Raw genomic sequence first — 16,905 nt, 5'->3', positions numbered from 1 at the left:
GCACGATGAAGCGGACTACTCCCTACCTGCTGGCAGCGCTGGCGTCGTTGTCACTGGCTGTCCAGGCCGCCGAACCGGAACAACTGCCCGTCAAGGTCGGTTTCCTTTCCGAGGTGCGGGTTGCGCCTGTCACGGACGATCCGTCCCTGGGCAAGAAGGCCGACACCACACAGCTTGCCGGCCAGCGCGGCGGCTCCGATGTAATCAACAACGAGGCCTCGGCCACCCTCAGTGGCGGGGTCGGCAACAACAGCGCGACCAATGTCGTCACTGGCATGAACGTCATCCAGGGCGGCTCGTTCGCGAATTCCTCGGGCCTTCCGGTGGTGATTCAGAACAGCGGCGCGAACGTCCTGATCCAGAACGCAACCGTCATCAACCTGCACATGCAATAGTATGAAACGAGGACTTCTCCTCGCCGCCCTGTGCGGCACCCTGCTGGCGCCGGCCCGTCCGGTGCCCGCTATCGAACTGGCGGTGGGGCAGCGCGTCAACGTGCCCGTCACCAGCATGAAGGACATCAAGTTCAAGCGCACCACGCGCCAGCAGTACGACTACAGTTGCGGCTCGGCCGCACTCGCCACCCTGCTGACGCACCACTACGGCACGCCGACCAGCGAGCAGACCGTCTTCGAACAGATGTTCACCCAGGGCGACCAGGACAAGATCAAGCGCCAGGGTTTCTCGCTGCTCGACATGCAGCGCTTCCTTGCCTCGCGCGGCTTCCGCGGCGACGGTTTCCAGCTTCCGATCGAGAAATTGATCGCTGAAAAGCTGCCTGCCATCGTCCTGGTCACCGACCGCGGCTACAACCATTTTGTCGTCATCAAGGGCGCCGAGGACGGCCGCATCCTGATGGGCGACCCATCCACCGGCAACCGGATCGTGAGCCTGGATCGCTTCCGGGAGATCTGGCGCAACAAGCTGTTGTTCGTCATCCACAGCCACCGCAGCCAGGCTGCCTTCAATGCCCCCGACGACTGGCGCACCGCACCAAGGGCGCCGCTGGGTGTCGGCATGTACCAGGACCAGCTCAGCGCCACGCTGCCGAAATTCGGCCCTGGCGATTTTTGAAAGGAATTCATATGCGCTGGTTTCACACTGTACGCGCGGCCGCCCTGCTGGCCGCGCTTCTCGGCGCAGCCGGGACGATGCCGGCGGTCCATGCCTCGGGGGCCGGCGAAGCCGAGGCGGGTGTCGGCGACGCCGGCGAGTCGGACCTTTCCGCCTTCGGCACGCCGGTGACAGCCGACGCGCTCGAGGACACCCGCGGCGGCTTCGACGTCCCGGGCGGACTGACGCTGGCGCTCGGCATCGAGCGCGTGGTCTCGGTCAATGGCGAAGTCATGTCACGCACGAACATCGCCATTCCCGACCTGACCACCATGACTGCCGACCAGGCGCGCCTGGCGCAGGAAGCCATCGGCGCAGGCCGGCTGATCCAGATTGGCAACAACAACTTCGCGGCGCCCGACCTCGCCCTGGGGAACGGCGCCACGGTGATCCAGAACAGCCTGAACGACCAGACGATCAGTGCCTATACCACGATTACCTCCACGGTGAACAGCATGTCCCTGCTGAAAGACCTCAATATCCAGTCAACAATTCATGATGCGCTGGTGCGCTCAGCAGGAAACTTGTAATATTATTAATCATCACTCTGGAGAAACCGGATGTCCCCACATGTCGCGCGGCTCAGAGCCGCCGGACTCGCGGCAGCCCTGCTGACGCCGTCCGTATTCGCCCAGCAGCAACCCACGGCCGGCGCCGCCCCGGCCGCCACGGAACAGGAACTGGCGGTCATGAAGGCGGAGCTGGCCGCACAGCGCGCCCTCGTCGACAAACTGGTACAGGAAGTGAAATCCCAGCGCGCGCAGCTCCAGCGCCTGCAGGGAGACGCCACGCCGGACGCGGCGGCGCAGCGCCCCGGACTGGCGGCCGGACCGCGGGCCCGGCCGGCCACCGACAGCATCCTGCTGCTGCCCGGCATGGGTGCCGACGTCCTGGCCGAACAGCGCGGCACCGGCGGCGCCGGCACCGGACAGGCCCCGGTGGCGCAGCCGCCGGTCGTCCAGCCGACCAACCCGGCGGCGCCCCGCCCCGCCGCCGCCCAGGACCCGGTCCAGGCGCAGCAGCAAAACACGTCCACCCGCCAGCGCGAGAACCGCCCACCGGAAGTGGCGCCGCTGTTCGAGCAGCCGGGCGTGCTGACGCCGCGCGGCAAGTTCATCTTCGAACCTTCGCTGCAATTCGGCTACTCCTCGAGCAACCGGGTGGCGCTGGTCGGCTACACCGTAATCCCGGCGCTCCTGATCGGCCTGGTCGACGTGCGTGAAATCAAGCGCAATACCTTCACCGGGGCGCTGACCATCCGTACCGGCCTGAGCAACCGGATGGAAGTCGAGGCCAAGATGCCTTATGTCTACCGCTCGGACGCTACCGTCAGCCGCGAGATCTTCACCGGCACGGCGGTCGAGCGCGTGTTCAACACCAGCGGCAGGAAGATCGGCGACGCCGAACTGGCGGCACGCTACCAGCTCAACGACGGCGGCCCGGACAAGGCTTTCTACATCGCCGGCCTGCGCTACAAGAGCCGCACGGGCAAGGATCCGTTCGAGGTCGTGACCGACTGCCAGACCCGCTGCATCGGCGAGAACGTGACCGGCACCGGCCTGCCGCTGAGCCTGCCGACCGGTTCCGGCTTCCAGTCGGTACAGGGCAGCCTGACCTGGCTGTATCCATCCGATCCGGCGGTCTTCTTCGGCAACCTGAGCTATGTGCACAACATCAAGCGCACCGTCGAGCGCAGGGTGCGCGGCGGCCTGCGCGAGGCGCTGGGCGAGCTGGAGCCGGGCAACGTGATCGGCTTTAACTTCGGCATGGGCCTGGCGCTGAACGACAAGGCCTCGCTGAGCCTGGGCTACGACCACAGCACGATCGCGCGGCTGCGCCAGAACGGCTCGCCGGTGGCGGGCTCGGTGCGGACCCAGCTCGGCACCTTGCTGCTGGGCTACTCGTACCGCATGAACGAAAAGCGCACGTTCAACATCGCGGTGGGCGCCGGCGTCACGCGCGACACCCCGGACGTCACGCTGACGGTGCGGATACCGATGTCATTCTGAGGGAAGAAGGGGGCGTTTCTGAAAGAGGGGCGTTTCCGTGACCGGCCAGCAATCAGGGGGTTATGGAAACGTTAATTGGGGAGGGGGAATACGATTGAAAAAATCTTACTAAACTTTTAATGAAATTCACTATAATTAGATTCGCATTGTAAACATGCCGCTTGGTTCCCGTCCTTCGGCACAGCACTGCGATAAAACGATAAATTTTTTTTGAGGGAATTGAAAATGGCGACTGGCACTGTCAAGTGGTTCAACGATGCGAAGGGTTTCGGCTTCATTACGCCTGATGGCGGTGGCGAAGACGTCTTCGCGCACTTCTCGGCCATCAACGTAACCGGCTTCAAGTCGCTGCAGGAAAATCAGCGCGTAAGCTTCGACATCACTGCCGGCCCAAAAGGCAAGCAGGCTGCGAACATCCAGCCGCAGTAAGCTTTGCTGCCCTGTAATCCGGGGCCCGCAAACGACGAGAGCACGTCCGAGGGCGTGCTCTTTGCTTTGGTGGGTATTGCGGCGCCTCGTGTTGCGTTTCGGCGACGCAACGGGCTCAGTGCTTGTGCCCGCACCCCGACATCACCGGCGCCCCCGGCAGTTCCGTGCCCGGCGCGCGCCCGCTGTCCCCTTCGAATCCGGCCGCATGCAGCCGTCCCAGGTACTGCTGCCACAGCGGCCCCTGCTCGCTGCCCAGCTTGTACAGGTAATCCCAGCTGTAGATCCCGGTCGCATGCCCATCAGAGAACAGCGGCTTGATCGCATAGTTCCCGACCGGCTCGACGCCGGTGATGCCGACTTCGCGCTTCCCGACCTGGAGCACTTCCTGGCCCGGCCCGTGTCCCTTCACCTCGGCCGACGGCGAATACACGCGCAGCAGCTCGAACGGGATCGAAAAGGCGGAACCGTCGTCGAAGGCGATGTCGAGCAGGCGCGATTTCTGGTGGACGGTCAGTTCGGTCGGATTGGGCATGGAGAGTCCTCTTGTCATTTGAATCGGCGCGCGATCGCGGCCTGCAGTTCCGGCAGCAGCGCGCGGCGCGCGTCCAGCACGGCCTGGCCGGTCTGGCGCGCGGCCTGGGCCCATACCGGCGCCGGGAAGTGCGCGTCGTCGGCATAGCGCGGGATCACGTGCCAGTGCAGGTGCGGCACCACGTTGCCCAGGCTGGCCACGTTGACCTTCAGCGGCTGCATCACTTCGCGCACCGCTTCCTCGACCTGGAACACGGCGTCGTTCAGCAGCAGCCGGTCCTCGCGCGCCAGGTCGCTCATCTCGCGCACGTGCTCGTGCCAGATCACGCGGCAAAAGCCCGGATAGGCGGCGTCGTCGACCAGGATGACGCTGAACTTGTCGCCGCACCAGACCCTCGGCGCGGACAGCTCGCACAGCTCGCAGCCGGGCTGGCGGACGGGAATGGCCGTCATACCAGCACCCGCTCGATGCCGCCGCTGTTGGCGCGGGCCACGTAGTCGGGCAGCCAGTTCTCGCCCAGCAGGTGCTTCGCGATCTCGACCACGATGTAGTCGGCGCTGGTGCCGGAATCGTCGTCGTAGCGCGACAGGCCCTGCAGGCAGGACGGGCAGCTGGTCAGGATCTTGACGTCGCCCTTGAAGCCGTCGGCGCGCAGCTTGTCGGCCCCCTTCTCCATCTCCTGCTCCTTGCGGAAGCGGACCTGGGTCGAGATGTCCGGACGGCTCACCGCGAAGGTGCCCGACTCGCCGCAGCAGCGGTCGTTCTTCTCGATCTTCACGTTGTCGGACGTCGCCACCAGCGCATTCACGGTCTTGAGCGGATCCTGCATCTTCATCGGCGTGTGGCAGGGATCGTGGTACATGTAGCGGGTGCCGTTCACGCCCTCGAGCTTGACGCCCTTCTCGAGCAGGTACTCGTGGATGTCCATGATGCGGCAGCCCGGGAAGATCTTCTCGAACTCGTAGGTCGCCAGCTGGTCGTAGCAGGTGCCGCACGAGACCAGCACCGTCTTGATGTCGAGGTAGTTGAGCGTGTTGGCCATGCGGTGGAACAGCACGCGGTTATCCGTCATCATCTTGTCGGCCTTGTCGTACTGGCCGGCGCCGCGCTGCGGATAGCCGCAGCACAGGTAACCCGGCGGCAGCACGGTCTGCACGCCCACTTCCCACAGCATCGCCTGGGTCGCCAGGCCCACCTGCGAGAACAGGCGCTCCGAGCCGCAGCCCGGGAAGTAGAACACGGCTTCGGTGTCGGCCGTGGTCTTCTTCGGATTGCGGATGATCGGGATGACCTTGTCGTCCTCGATGTCGAGCAGCGCGCGCGCGGTCTTCTTCGGCAGGTTGCCCGGCATTTTCTTGTTGATGAAGTGGATCACCTGCTCGCGGACCGGCGGCTTGCCGGTGGTCGGCGGCGGCGCCTTGGTCTGTTCCTTCGCCAGGCCCTTGAGCAGGCCGGCGCCCATGCGCTGGGCCTTGTAGCCGAGATCGACCATCGCCTTGCGGGTGGCGTTGATGGTGGTCGGGTCGGTCGCGTTCAGGAAGAACATGGCGGCGCGGTTGGCCGGCTTGAAGCTGCGCTTGTCCATCTTGCGCAGCAGGTTACGCATGTTCATCGAGACGTCGCCGAAGTCGATGTTCACCGGGCACGGCGTCACGCACTTGTGACACACGGTGCAGTGGTCGGAGACGTCCTCGAACTCTTCCCAATGGCGGATCGAGACGCCGCGGCGGGTCTGTTCCTCGTACAGGAAGGCCTCGATCAGGGCCGAGGTGGCGAGGATCTTGTCGCGCGGCGAGTACAGCAGGTTCGCCTGCGGCACGTGGGTGGTGCACACCGGCTTGCACTTGCCGCAGCGCAGGCAGTCCTTGATGCTGTTGGCGATCTCGCCGATATCGCTCTGCTGCATGATCAGCGATTCGTGGCCCATCAGGCCGAACGAGGGCGTGTAGGCGTTGCGCAGGTCGGCGTGGGCGCCTTCCAGGTTGAGCAGCTTGCCCTTGTTGAAGCGGCCTTCCGGGTCGATGCGCAGCTTGTAGTCGCGGAAGTCCTGGATCTCGGCGTCGGTGAGGAATTCGAGCTTGGTGATGCCGATCCCGTGTTCGCCCGAGATCACGCCGTCGAGCGAGCGCGCCAGCTTCATGATGCGCTCGACCGCCTTGTGCGCGTCCTGCAGCATCGCGTAGTCGTCCGAGTTGACCGGCAGGTTGGTGTGCACGTTGCCGTCGCCCGCGTGCATGTGCAGCGCCACGAACACGCGCGAGCGCAGCACGCGCTTGTGGATCGCGGTGCACTCGTCGAGGATGCACTTGTAGGCGGCGCCGTTGAAGATCTGGCGCAGCGGCGCGCGCAGCTCCTGCTTCCACGACACGCGCACGGTATGGTCCTGCACCACGTCGAACAGGCGCACGTCCGGCTTCTGGCCGATGCGCCCGTCGAGCGTGCCGGACAGGTGGTCCAGCCCCAGCTCGTCGAGCTGGCCGCGCACATCGGCCAGCGGCGCGTCGAGGTTGGCCAGGATGAAGGCCCAGCGCTTGCCGACCAGTTCCACCAGCGCCAGCGCCTGCTGCGGGCGGTCGCCCAGGATCTCGGCGCGGTCCACGGTGTCGCTGGTGGCGTCGTCGCTCTTCTCGATCGGCAGGTGCTCGTTGCCGAGGTAGTCGTGCAGCTGGTCGACCAGCTGCAGCTTGTTCTTGATCGACAGCTCGATGTTGATGCGCTCGATGCCGTCGGTGTACTCGCCCATGCGGTTCAGCGGGATCACCACGTCTTCGTTGATCTTGAAGGCGTTGGTGTGGCGCGCGATGGCGGCGGTGCGGGCGCGGTCGAGCCAGAACTTCTTGCGCGCTTCCGGGCTGACGGCGACGAAGCCCTCGCCCACGCGGGTGTTCGCGATGCGCACCACTTCCGAGGCCGCGATCGCGACCGCGTTCTCGTCGTCGCCGACGATGTCGCCGAACAGCGCCATCTTCGGCAGCACGCCGCGCTTGGACTTGGTGGCATAGCCGACCGCGCGCAGGTAGCGCTCATCGAGGTGCTCCAGGCCCGCCAGGCGCAGGGTGGCGAAGGCCGGGTCGCCGTTCTTCGGCAGGCCGTCGAGGTAGTCCTTGATCTCGACGATCGACGGAATCGCGTCGCTCGCGTGGCCGAAGAATTCCAGCGCCACGGTGCGGGTGAACTTCGGCATCTTGTGCAGGATCCAGCGCGCCGAGGTGATCAGGCCGTCGGTGCCCTCTTTCTGGATGCCCGGCAGGCCGGACAGGAACTTGTCGGTGACGTCCTTGCCCAGGCCTTCCTTGCGGAAGCGGCGGCCTTCGATGACCAGCATCTCGGTGCGGAAGGGTTCTGCCCTGGCGGCGCCCTTCGGCACCGGATGGGTCCATTCGCACTTGAAGGTGGCGACCGGCGCGTCGTGGATCTTGGACAGGTTGTGGTCCATGCGCGTGACCTCGAGCCAGTCGCCGTTCACGTCGACCATGCGCCACGACGCCAGGTTGTCCAGCGCCGTGCCCCACAGGACGGCCTTCTTGCCGCCCGCGTTCATCGCGATGTTGCCGCCGATGCAGGACGCGTGGGCCGAGGTCGGGTCGACCGCGAACACGAAGCCGGCCTTCTCGGCCGCCTGCGACACGCTCTGGGTGATGACGCCGGCGCCGGTGTGGATGGTCGCGTATTCGCGGTCCACGCCCGGCAGGGACGTCATCTCGACCGCGCCCATCCCGATCAGCTTCTCGGTGTTGATCACGGCCGACATCGGCGTGAGGGGAATCGCGCCGCCGGTGTAGCCGGTGCCGCCGCCGCGCGGGATGATGGTCAGGCCCAGCTCGATGCAGCCCTTGACCAGGCCGGCCATCTCTTCCTCGCTGTCGGGCACCAGCACCAGGAACGGGTATTCGACGCGCCAGTCGGTGGCGTCGGTCACGTGCGAGATGCGGTGCATGCCGTCGAAGCGGATGTTGCGCTTGTCGGTGTAGGCGCCCAGCACCTTCTGCGCGCGCTTGCGCAGGTCGTACATGTCGCGGAACTCGCGCGCGAAATCGTCCACCGCGCGGCGCGCGGCCGCCAGCAGCTGCTCCACCGCGGCGCTGCGCGCCGCGCCGGCCGCGGCGTCGCCCTCGGCGACATCGACCGTCGTGCGGCGCTTGTCGACTTCCGCCAGGCGGTGGTGCAGCGCCTCGATCAGCTTGGCGCGGCGCTTGGGGTTGTCCAGCATGTCGTCCTGCAGGTAGGGATTGCGGCGCACCACCCAGATATCGCCCAGCACCTCGTACAGCATGCGCGCCGAGCGCCCGGTCTGGCGCGCGCCGCGCAGTTCGTCGAGCAGCCGCCACGACGATTCACCCAGCAAGCGGATCACGATCTCGCGGTCGGAGAACGAGGTGTAGTTGTACGGGATCTCGCGCAGGCGCGCGGGAGCGTTATCGGCAAGCAGGGTATGGATGTGTGCGGGGGCGTTCATGGGATTTCGATTCGACTGTCGGACTGGCCCGAAGGATATCCATTCTAGCTTATTGCGCTGCACCACGCAGAGGAAGCCGTGTCAATACAAGAATGTCGGCGCAACAAAATGATTTCACCTCACCAAAACTGCAAACTTAATTCGCCCGAAATCGCACCCATGCATCATTTCTACTGACTCCCGAGCGGAACGGCATACGGCGTTAGGGATCAGTCCTCGATCTCGAAGGCGTCGCCGGTCTCGAAGAAGTGCCCGCCCGCGACGTAGTGGATGCTTTTACGGCCGCCCGGCTCCGTGTTCCAGCGTCCGTTGACGAAGGCCGCCGGGTCGGCCCAGGCGGCGACCACCTCGGCCAGGAACAGGTCGTAGGTCTCCTGGATGTGCGGCTCGGGGATCACGCGGCACTCGAGCCAGCCCAGGCAATCCTCGAGCAGCGGCGCGCCGATTTTCTCGGCGGCGAAGGTGGGGACGGCGTTGGCGCTGAACTTGTCGACGTCGCGCCCCGACACCGAGCCGACGGACAGGGTCAGGCGCGCCAGTTCGCGCGAGGGCACGTTGAGGGCGAATTCGCCCGAGGCTTCGACCAGCCTGCGGGTGAGCGTGTTCCTGTCGATCACCACCGCCACCTTGGGCGGCTGGAAGTCGAGCGGCATCGACCAGGCCGCGGCCATCACGTTGACGGTGCCGCCGTGGTTGCTCGAGACCAGCACGGTCGGGCCGTGGTTCAGGAGGCGGTAGGATTTTTCGAGGTCGACCGGGAGTCGCTGGGCCATGCGGGCATCCTTGGAAGCTGTGGAAAAGGGCATTATGGCCCTCCCGCGCCGTGCCTGCAGCGCGTCAGCCGGTGATGCGCCCCAGCATGCCCCCCAGGCTCTTCCAGAAGCCGTCCGGGATGTAGAGCAGCGCGGCGGTCATGGTGACGTAGCGCGCGAACTTGCCGATCGCCATGTACATGACGCTGGGCCAGAACGGCAGGTGCAGCCAGCCCGCCAGGGTGCACAGCGGGTCGCCCACGCCCGGCACCCAGGACAGCATCATGGTCTTGGCGCCGTAGCGCTTGAGCCAGCCGAACCAGCGGCTCTGGCGCTCCTTCGCGAACGCGATCTTGGCGCGGTAGCCGACGAAGTAGTCGACCGCGCCGCCCAGCGTGTTGCCGACGGTGGCCACCAGGATCGCCGGCCAGAACATGGCGCCGTTGGCCTTCACGACCGCGAACACGGCCGGCTCCGACCCGAGCGGCAGCAGGGTCGCGGAAACGAAGCTGATGATGAATACGGAGGTCAGCCCGACGGTCGGGGCGGCAAGGACTTTGAGGAGCCAGAGTACGGCGGATTCGATCATCTAGGGGTGCTTCACGCGTTGGTCTTTGTCGTCCATTATAATGAGGATCACTTATCGTAACGACACGATACGACCGGCCTGACACCCAGCGCATCGTATCGTACTGCGCGCCACGGTCACCCGCCCAGCAGAACAGTTCGCGTCGTCCGGACCGCCAGTATCATTGGCCACCTTACCGCTATCCGAACATGACTACCGACTACCTCAAGAAAATCCTGACCGCACGCGTCTACGACGTCGCCGAAGAGACCCCGCTGGACCTGGCCCCGACGCTGTCCCAGCGCCTGGGCAACCGCATCTACTTCAAGCGCGAGGACATGCAGAGCGTGTTCAGCTTCAAGCTGCGCGGCGCCTACAACAAGATGGCCAACCTCTCGCCCGAGCAGCTCAAGCGCGGCGTGATCTGCGCCTCGGCCGGCAACCACGCCCAGGGCGTGGCGCTGTCGGCCAGCCGCCTCGGCTGCCGCGCGCTGATCGTGATGCCGACCACCACGCCCCAGGTCAAGATCGATGCGGTCAAGGCGCGCGGCGGCGCGGCGGTCGAGGTGGTGCTGCATGGCGACTCCTACACCGACGCCTACCAGCACGCGATCACGCTCGAGAAGGAGCAGCGCCTGACCTTCGTGCACCCGTTCGACGACCCCGACGTGATCGCCGGCCAGGGCACGATCGGCATGGAGATCCTGCGCCAGCATTCGGGCCCGATCCATGCGGTGTTCGTGGCCATCGGCGGCGGCGGCCTGATCGCCGGCGTCGGCGCCTACATCAAGGAAATCCGCCCGGACATCAAGGTGATCGGCGTGCAGACGCTCGATTCCGACGCGATGGCGCGCAGCCTGAAGGCCGGCCAGCGCGTGACCCTGTCCGACGTCGGCCTGTTCTCGGACGGCACCGCGGTGCGCCTGGTGGGCGAGGAAACCTTCCGCGTCGCCCAGAAGGTGGTCGACGAGATCATCCTGGTCGACACCGACGCGATCTGCGCCGCGATCCAGGACGTGTTCCAGGACACGCGCAGCATCCTGGAACCGGCCGGCGCGCTCGCGGTGGCCGGCGCCAAGGCCTATGTCGAGCGCTCGCAGATGAACCGCGAACCGATCAAGGGCGAGACCCTGGTGGCGATCGCCTGCGGCGCCAACATGAACTTCGACCGCCTGCGCTTCGTGGCCGAACGCGCCGAACTGGGCGAGTCGCGCGAAGCGGTGTTCGCGGTGACCATCCCCGAGCAGCGCGGCAGCTTCCGCCGCTTCTGCGCCCTGATCGGCCCGCGCAACGTCACCGAGTTCAACTACCGCATCAGCGACGAACGCGAAGCCCACATCTTCGTCGGCGTGCAGGTCGGCAGCCGCAACGAATCGAGCCTGCTGGCGCGCACCTTCGAGGAACACGACTTCCGCACCCTCGACCTGACCTACGACGAACTGGCCAAGCTGCACATCCGCCACCTGGTCGGCGGCAAGAGCAGCCTGGCGCACGACGAATTGCTGTATCGTTTCGAATTCCCCGAACGGCCGGGCGCGCTGATGCGTTTCCTGGAAAGCATGGCGCCGAACTGGAACATTTCCCTGTTCCACTACCGCAACCAGGGCGGCGACGTCGGCCGCATCCTGGTCGGCCTGCAGGTGCCGCGCGCCGAAATGGACGAGTTCCGCCAGTTCCTGGCAACGCTCGGCTACCGGTATTGGGACGAAAGCGCCAATCCGGTGTATAAGCTGTTCCTGGGGTCCTGAAAGACGAGGCCGGATGGCGCGTTATCCATGCGCGGTCCGCTTGCACATTGAATGCGTCGGCAGCCGGAGCTGCCGATTCTCCGGGCGCCACAAGCGCCCTTTTACGCTATGAATACTGCTGATCAATCGCCACTTGGCAAATCCTCCGCGTACCAGAGCCAGTACGCACCCGAACTGCTGTTCCCGATCCCGCGCCAGCAAAAGCGCGACGAGCTCGGCCTGTCGGGCACCCTGCCCTTCTTCGGGGTCGACATCTGGAACGCCTACGAACTGTCGTGGCTGAACATGCGCGGCAAGCCGCAGGTGGCGATCGCCACCGTCACGGCGCCGGCCGATTCGCCCAACATCGTCGAGTCCAAGTCCTTCAAGCTCTACCTGAACTCGTTCAACCAGACCCGCCTGGCGGGCAGCGAGGCGCTGCTGGCGCTGCTGCGCGAAGACCTGTCGAACGCCTTCGGCGCGCCGGTCCACGTCAGCATCACCAGCCCGGACGCCTTCGGCAGCATCAGGATGGGCGAGCCGGACGGCGTGCTGCTCGACCGCCTGGATGTCGAGATCGACCAGTACCTTCCCTCGCCGCAGCTGCTGTCCGCCAGCCACGCCGAAGCGCCGGTCGAGGAAACCCTGGTGTCGCACCTGCTCAAGTCGAACTGCCTGGTCACCGGCCAGCCGGACTGGGGCACCGTGCAGATCCGCTATGCCGGTCCGCAGATCGACCAGGAAGGCCTGCTGAAATACCTGATCGGTTTCCGCGAGCACAACGAATTCCACGAGCAATGCGTGGAACGCATCTTCATGGACGTGCTGCGCCAATGCAAGCCGAGCCAGCTGGCGGTCTATGCCCGCTACACCCGACGTGGCGGTCTCGACATCAATCCATGGCGCGCCAACTTCAGCACCGGCAGGCCACCCAACCTGCGCACCGCGCGCCAGTAAGCGCGGCGCCGGCGGCTGTCCGATTTTGGCCACAGCCGCCCGGGCCTTTCCGCGCAGGCAAGTGTTCGCGCGACTTTTTTTGATCTGCACGTTTTTTAAGCACACGGGTATAAACGTCGGCGTAAGGACTTGGCAGCAACCGTTTAGCGGCTCCGGAACGCGATTTCGTTGAGGAAATTGCGCTCCAAAATGGAAGAGAAATAACAGTATGTATGCCTGGGTAATCCGGGTGCCATGCCCGCTGGCAGCGGGCCAACAAATCGAATGTCACGGCTGTGAAACAGGCCTATAATTCGTGCTCGCAAGCACCCCTTGTGCCCCGCACCAAACGTTATGACGAACCTTAGCAAAATCCTCTCGCTCGAGAATGTGCAGCTCGACCTTGAAGTCTCGAGCAAGAAACGCGCTTTCGAGCAGGCCGGCCTGATCTTCGAAAACAACTGTGGCATCGCCCGCTCCACCGTGTCGGACAACCTGTTCGCGCGCGAGCGCCTCGGTTCGACCGGACTGGGCCATGGTGTCGCCGTCCCGCATGGCCGCATCAAGGGCAGCAAGAGCCTGAAGGCGCCGCTCGCGGCCTTCGTGCGCCTGAAGGAGCCGATTCCCTTCGAGTCGCCCGACGGCCAGCCGGTCAGCCTGCTGTTCTTCCTGCTGATCCCCGACCACGTCACCCAGCAGCACCTGGAAATCCTGTCCGAGATCGCCGAACTGTTCTCCGACGAAGCGATACGCACGGCCCTGGCCACCGACCCGGACCCGAAGTCGGTCCATGAGCGCATCATCAACTGGCAACCCAGCTTGCAGGCCCTGGGTTAAACTGTCTTTGCGGAAATTTCACCGCTTTGACCCCATGACGCCATGCTGCAGACTCCGCTGACCATCCAACGTCTGTACGACGACAACCGCGATAGCCTGCAGCTCGGCTGGTTCGCGGGTTTCCCGGGTGGCGAGCGGCAGATCGCGGGCGACGCCGCCTCGGCCGCCGACCAGGTCGGCCACCTGAACCTGATCCACCCGGGCCGGATCCAGGTGTTCGGGCACCAGGAACTGAACTACTACCACCGCCTCAAGTCGAGCTCGCGCAGCCACGTGATCGGCGAGCTGGTCGGCGGCGGTCCGCCGGCGCTGATCATCGCGCAGGGACTGGAGACGCCGCCCGACATCCTGGCCATCTGCGACGAGCAGAACATCCCGCTGTTCTCGACCCCGCTGCCGGCGGCGCAGGTGATCGACTTCCTGCGCGTCTACCTGTCGAAGAAGCTGGCGCATCGCGTCATCATGCACGGCGTGTTCATGGACGTGCTGGGCGTGGGCGTGCTGATCACCGGCGATTCGGGCCTGGGCAAGAGCGAGCTGGGCCTGGAGCTGATCTCGCGTTCGCACGGCCTGGTGGCCGACGACGCGGTGGAATTCTCGCGCATCGCGCCGAACATGATCGAGGGCCGCTGCCCGCCGCTGCTGCAGAACCTGCTGGAAGTGCGCGGCCTGGGCCTGCTCGACATCAAGGCGATCTTCGGCGAGACCGCGGTGCGGCGCAAGATGCGCTTGAAACTGATCGTCCACCTGGTCAAGCGCGGCGCGCTGGACGAGGAAGTCGAGCGCCTGCCCTTCCACTTCCCGACCGAGGACGTGCTCGGCCTGCCGATCCGCAAGGTCGTGATCCCGGTGGCGGCCGGCCGCAACATCGCGGTGCTGCTGGAGGCCGCGGTGCGCAACACCATCCTGCAGCTGCGCGGCATCGACACGCTGCAGGAGTTCATGGAGCGCCAGCGCCAGGCCATGAGCGGCGACTGACCCGCGTTCGGCGCGGGACAAGCATGCAGGCATTGCGGTATCATCCCCGCATCATGCACATCGTCCTCATTACCGGTATTTCAGGCTCGGGCAAGTCGGTCGCCCTCAACGTTCTCGAAGACGCGGGCTATTATTGCGTCGACAACCTGCCGCCGGCGCTGCTGCCGGCCCTCGTGAACACGGTGAATGAATCCGGCACCGGCAAGATCGCGGTCGCGGTCGACGCCCGCAGCGCCGAGTCGCTGGTGGAACTGCCGGTGAGCGTGCGCCGCCTGCGCGAGGAAGGCCATGCGGTCAAGGTGATGTTCCTGACCGCCAGCACCCATTCGCTGGTCGCGCGCTTTTCCGAAACCCGCCGCAGCCATCCGCTCTCGCACGAGCTGCGTCCGGGCGAGAACCCGGCCTCGCGCCGCACCCTGATCGAATGCATCGCCGAGGAACGCGAGCGCCTGTCGGCGATCGAGAACCTGGGGCATGTGATCGACACCTCCGAACTGTCGGCCAACAAGCTGCGCGCCTGGATCAAGGAACTGGCCGAGACCGCGCATGCGCCGCTGACCCTGTTCTTCGAATCGTTCGCGTTCAAGGTCGGCGTGCCGCTCGACGCCGACTTCGTGTTCGACGTGCGCGCGATTCCGAATCCGTACTACGACCTGTCGCTGCGCCCCCTGACCGGCAAGGACGCGCCGGTGATCGCCTTCCTCGACGCCCAGCCGAGCGCGGCCTCGATGCTGGAGGATATCCGCCAGTTCGTGGAGAAGTGGCTGCCGTCGTTCAAGACGGACAACCGCAGCTATCTCACCGTGGCGGTGGGCTGCACCGGCGGGCAGCATCGCTCGGTGTACATGGCGGAAAGGCTGGGAGCCTACTTCAGCGCGACCGAAAGGGTCGTGGTCAGGCACCGGGAACAGCCGAAGAACGCGACGGCCTGACCGTCATCGGCGCCACTGGGGCGCTGACGGCGCCAGGCGGCGCCAGGTCACGAAAGATGCCGCAACGGATGCGCATGCTCCGGCCACACCGGCTCGAAGAAGCGCCCCACCATCTCCGGCGTCACCTGGTCCAGGCTCGCCGGATTCCACTGCGGCGCATTGTCCTTGTCGATCACCAGCGCGCGCACGCCTTCGAGCACTTCGCCATGCTCGAAATTGCGCCGCACCACCGAGCGCTCCATGCGCAGGCAGCCCGCCACGTCCATCGCCGCGCCGCGCGCCAGCAGTTCGCGCGTCACGCACATCATCAAGGGCGAGCGCTGGCGCATCGCCTTCAGCGCCTTCTGCATGAACGGAGACTCGTCGCGCGACAGCGACTCCATCACCGCCGCCACCGACGCCGCCCCGAAGTGCGCATCGATCGCCGCGCGCTGCTGTTGCAGCCCGCTCTCCCCCGCCTGCTGCGCAAACGGCGCCGCGAATGCGCGTATCGCCGCCGGCAATTCGCCTCCGCGCGTGCTTTCCACCAGCTGCGTCAAGCCACCCAGTTCGGCGCCCGGCACGAACACGTCGGCCAGTCCCACATACAGCGCATCGGCCGCGCCGATGGTCAGGCCGGTCAGGCCGAGATAGTTGCCAAGCTGCCCAGGCGCATGCGACAGGAAGTGGCTGCCGCCCACGTCCGGGAACAGGCCGATGTTCACTTCGGGCATCGCCATCCTGGTGCGCTCGGTCACGATGCGCAGCCCGCAATCCGGACCGCCCTGCGCGATGCCCATGCCGCCGCCCATGACCACGCCATCCATCACGGCGATATACGGCTTCGGATAGAAATGGATGAGGTGATTGAGTGCGTACTCTTCGGTGAAGAAGTCTTCCAGCAATGCGCTGCCGCCAGTCGGCGTGGCGCGGCCGGCATCGTGGAAGAAGCGGATGTCGCCGCCGGCGCACAGCGCCTTCTCGCTGCTGCTGGCGATCACCACGGCTTCGACCTGCGCATCCTCGCGCCATGCGAGCAGGGTGGCGGTCAGGGCGCGCACCATCTCGAGCGACAGGGAATTCAGCGCTTTCGGGCGGTCCAGGGTGATGATGCCGGTGCGGTTGGCGACGCGGGTCAGGACGTGGTCGGTCATAACATGTTCTGTGATGGAAAAGACATGCATTCTACAGAACGCGGGGGGAAACGGACGCAAACGCCCATGCACAACGCGGATGCAAAAAGGGCGTCCCCTCAGACGCCCTTAGCTATGGTGCCCTGCGCCGACCAGGTCAGGCTGCAGCAGCTTCGCCGTTTTCCGGCAGGCGCTTGAGCGCCTCACGACTATGATTCCTTAACATCTGCTTGTGCTTCAGAACCTGCCTGTCCAGCTTGTCCATCAAGGTGTCGATAGCAGCGTAGAGGTCTTGCGCGGCGCTAGCGACGTGCAATATCTTGCCTGACAACTGAAGGTTGATTTCAGCCTTCTGCCTTTTTTCTTTTTCAGTGAGGTTGTCGACGGCGAGGAACACGTGGGTGTCGATCACTTGGTCGAAATGCCGGGTGATGCGCTCGAGCTTATTCTGAACGTATTCACGGATAGCGGGAGTCACTTCGAGATGGTGTCCACTGATTGTGAGGTTCATACACACTCCTTTG

General features: G+C 65.4%; 17 protein-coding genes. 10 read left to right on the top strand and 7 right to left on the bottom strand.

Annotation, left to right across the window (positions count from 1 at the left end; translation table 11 throughout):
• Window positions 1-5: 5 nt before the first annotated feature.
• The 5 genes from H162_RS0111805 to H162_RS0111785 all read left to right on the top strand — a co-directional run bounded on the left by H162_RS0111805 (window position 6) and on the right by H162_RS0111785 (window position 3,551).
• Window positions 6-395 carry a hypothetical protein gene (locus H162_RS0111805; RefSeq protein ID WP_020653678.1) on the top strand — a complete coding sequence of 130 codons (390 nt, stop codon included), beginning with the start codon at window positions 6-8 and terminating at the stop codon, window positions 393-395.
• 1 nt (window position 396) lies between these two features.
• Complete coding sequence (locus H162_RS0111800; protein WP_020653677.1) at window positions 397-1,074, top strand: C39 family peptidase; 678 nt, start codon at window positions 397-399, stop codon at window positions 1,072-1,074.
• A gap of 11 nt (window positions 1,075-1,085) precedes the next feature.
• Complete coding sequence (locus tag H162_RS30650) at window positions 1,086-1,643, top strand: hypothetical protein (protein WP_020653676.1); 558 nt, start codon at window positions 1,086-1,088, stop codon at window positions 1,641-1,643.
• A gap of 30 nt (window positions 1,644-1,673) precedes the next feature.
• Complete coding sequence (locus tag H162_RS0111790) at window positions 1,674-3,122, top strand: hypothetical protein (protein WP_020653675.1); 1,449 nt, start codon at window positions 1,674-1,676, stop codon at window positions 3,120-3,122.
• A gap of 225 nt (window positions 3,123-3,347) precedes the next feature.
• Window positions 3,348-3,551 (top strand): cold-shock protein, encoded by a 204-nt coding sequence (locus H162_RS0111785; RefSeq protein WP_020653674.1) that lies wholly within the window; start codon window positions 3,348-3,350, stop codon window positions 3,549-3,551.
• 115 nt (window positions 3,552-3,666) lie between these two features.
• Here H162_RS0111785 and H162_RS0111780 read toward each other — a convergent pair whose 3' ends face one another.
• From H162_RS0111780 to H162_RS0111760, 5 genes are all read right to left on the bottom strand, one after another.
• On the bottom strand, window positions 3,667-4,083 hold the full coding sequence (locus H162_RS0111780) for a gamma-butyrobetaine hydroxylase family protein (RefSeq protein WP_020653673.1): 417 nt from the start codon (window positions 4,081-4,083) through the stop codon (window positions 3,667-3,669).
• A gap of 14 nt (window positions 4,084-4,097) precedes the next feature.
• Window positions 4,098-4,535, bottom strand: coding sequence for an HIT family protein (locus H162_RS0111775; protein WP_020653672.1), 438 nt, complete (start codon window positions 4,533-4,535; stop codon window positions 4,098-4,100).
• Window positions 4,532-8,539, bottom strand: a complete 4,008-nt coding sequence (locus tag H162_RS0111770; RefSeq protein WP_020653671.1) for an FAD/FMN-binding oxidoreductase — start codon at window positions 8,537-8,539, stop codon at window positions 4,532-4,534. Before H162_RS0111770 ends, H162_RS0111775 begins: the two co-directional genes overlap by 4 nt.
• A gap of 209 nt (window positions 8,540-8,748) precedes the next feature.
• Window positions 8,749-9,312, bottom strand: coding sequence for a flavin reductase family protein (locus tag H162_RS0111765; protein ID WP_020653670.1), 564 nt, complete (start codon window positions 9,310-9,312; stop codon window positions 8,749-8,751).
• Window positions 9,313-9,376: 64 nt separating this feature from the next.
• Window positions 9,377-9,880, bottom strand: coding sequence for a YqaA family protein (locus H162_RS0111760; protein ID WP_020653669.1), 504 nt, complete (start codon window positions 9,878-9,880; stop codon window positions 9,377-9,379).
• Between the two features lie 188 nt (window positions 9,881-10,068).
• Between H162_RS0111760 and ilvA the strand changes: the two genes are divergently transcribed.
• The 5 genes from ilvA to rapZ all read left to right on the top strand — a co-directional run bounded on the left by ilvA (window position 10,069) and on the right by rapZ (window position 15,269).
• On the top strand, window positions 10,069-11,607 hold the full coding sequence (gene ilvA / locus H162_RS0111755) for a threonine ammonia-lyase, biosynthetic (RefSeq protein WP_020653668.1): 1,539 nt from the start codon (window positions 10,069-10,071) through the stop codon (window positions 11,605-11,607).
• Window positions 11,608-11,715: 108 nt separating this feature from the next.
• Window positions 11,716-12,543: an NADPH-dependent 7-cyano-7-deazaguanine reductase QueF gene (queF, locus tag H162_RS0111750; RefSeq protein ID WP_020653667.1), complete on the top strand. Its 828-nt coding sequence runs from the start codon at window positions 11,716-11,718 to the stop codon at window positions 12,541-12,543.
• A gap of 333 nt (window positions 12,544-12,876) precedes the next feature.
• On the top strand, window positions 12,877-13,359 hold the full coding sequence (locus H162_RS0111745) for a PTS sugar transporter subunit IIA (RefSeq protein WP_020653666.1): 483 nt from the start codon (window positions 12,877-12,879) through the stop codon (window positions 13,357-13,359).
• A 42-nt stretch (window positions 13,360-13,401) separates the two neighbouring features.
• Entirely contained in the window at window positions 13,402-14,337 is a 936-nt protein-coding gene (gene hprK, locus H162_RS0111740) for an HPr(Ser) kinase/phosphatase (RefSeq protein ID WP_020653665.1), read from the top strand.
• Window positions 14,338-14,390: 53 nt separating this feature from the next.
• A complete protein-coding gene (rapZ, locus tag H162_RS0111735; protein WP_020653664.1) occupies window positions 14,391-15,269 on the top strand; it encodes an RNase adapter RapZ in 879 nt (292 codons plus the stop codon).
• A gap of 47 nt (window positions 15,270-15,316) precedes the next feature.
• On the opposite strand, the gene H162_RS0111730 is transcribed toward rapZ, so the two are convergent.
• Both H162_RS0111730 and hpf read right to left on the bottom strand, forming a co-directional pair.
• A complete protein-coding gene (locus tag H162_RS0111730) occupies window positions 15,317-16,402 on the bottom strand; it encodes an enoyl-CoA hydratase/isomerase family protein (RefSeq protein WP_020653663.1) in 1,086 nt (361 codons plus the stop codon).
• A 136-nt stretch (window positions 16,403-16,538) separates the two neighbouring features.
• Complete coding sequence (gene hpf / locus H162_RS0111725; RefSeq protein WP_020653662.1) at window positions 16,539-16,892, bottom strand: ribosome hibernation-promoting factor, HPF/YfiA family; 354 nt, start codon at window positions 16,890-16,892, stop codon at window positions 16,539-16,541.
• Between the last annotated feature and the right edge of the window lie 13 nt (window positions 16,893-16,905).

The organism is Massilia niastensis DSM 21313, from assembly GCF_000382345.1.
In the GTDB taxonomy this organism is placed as follows: domain Bacteria; phylum Pseudomonadota; class Gammaproteobacteria; order Burkholderiales; family Burkholderiaceae_D; genus Telluria; species Telluria niastensis.
This window is presented reverse-complemented; position numbering and strand designations above follow the sequence as displayed.

Coding starts and splice junctions, on each gene's coding strand:
- H162_RS0111805 (WP_020653678.1), top strand. CDS start 6: ATGAAGCGGACTACTCCCTACCTGCTGGCAGCGCTGGCGTCGTTGTCA.
- H162_RS0111800 (WP_020653677.1), top strand. CDS start 397: ATGAAACGAGGACTTCTCCTCGCCGCCCTGTGCGGCACCCTGCTGGCG.
- H162_RS30650 (WP_020653676.1), top strand. CDS start 1,086: ATGCGCTGGTTTCACACTGTACGCGCGGCCGCCCTGCTGGCCGCGCTT.
- H162_RS0111790 (WP_020653675.1), top strand. CDS start 1,674: ATGTCCCCACATGTCGCGCGGCTCAGAGCCGCCGGACTCGCGGCAGCC.
- H162_RS0111785 (WP_020653674.1), top strand. CDS start 3,348: ATGGCGACTGGCACTGTCAAGTGGTTCAACGATGCGAAGGGTTTCGGC.
- H162_RS0111780 (WP_020653673.1), bottom strand. CDS start 4,083: ATGCCCAATCCGACCGAACTGACCGTCCACCAGAAATCGCGCCTGCTC.
- H162_RS0111775 (WP_020653672.1), bottom strand. CDS start 4,535: ATGACGGCCATTCCCGTCCGCCAGCCCGGCTGCGAGCTGTGCGAGCTG.
- H162_RS0111770 (WP_020653671.1), bottom strand. CDS start 8,539: ATGAACGCCCCCGCACACATCCATACCCTGCTTGCCGATAACGCTCCC.
- H162_RS0111765 (WP_020653670.1), bottom strand. CDS start 9,312: ATGGCCCAGCGACTCCCGGTCGACCTCGAAAAATCCTACCGCCTCCTG.
- H162_RS0111760 (WP_020653669.1), bottom strand. CDS start 9,880: ATGATCGAATCCGCCGTACTCTGGCTCCTCAAAGTCCTTGCCGCCCCG.
- ilvA (WP_020653668.1), top strand. CDS start 10,069: ATGACTACCGACTACCTCAAGAAAATCCTGACCGCACGCGTCTACGAC.
- queF (WP_020653667.1), top strand. CDS start 11,716: ATGAATACTGCTGATCAATCGCCACTTGGCAAATCCTCCGCGTACCAG.
- H162_RS0111745 (WP_020653666.1), top strand. CDS start 12,877: ATGACGAACCTTAGCAAAATCCTCTCGCTCGAGAATGTGCAGCTCGAC.
- hprK (WP_020653665.1), top strand. CDS start 13,402: ATGCTGCAGACTCCGCTGACCATCCAACGTCTGTACGACGACAACCGC.
- rapZ (WP_020653664.1), top strand. CDS start 14,391: ATGCACATCGTCCTCATTACCGGTATTTCAGGCTCGGGCAAGTCGGTC.
- H162_RS0111730 (WP_020653663.1), bottom strand. CDS start 16,402: ATGACCGACCACGTCCTGACCCGCGTCGCCAACCGCACCGGCATCATC.
- hpf (WP_020653662.1), bottom strand. CDS start 16,892: ATGAACCTCACAATCAGTGGACACCATCTCGAAGTGACTCCCGCTATC.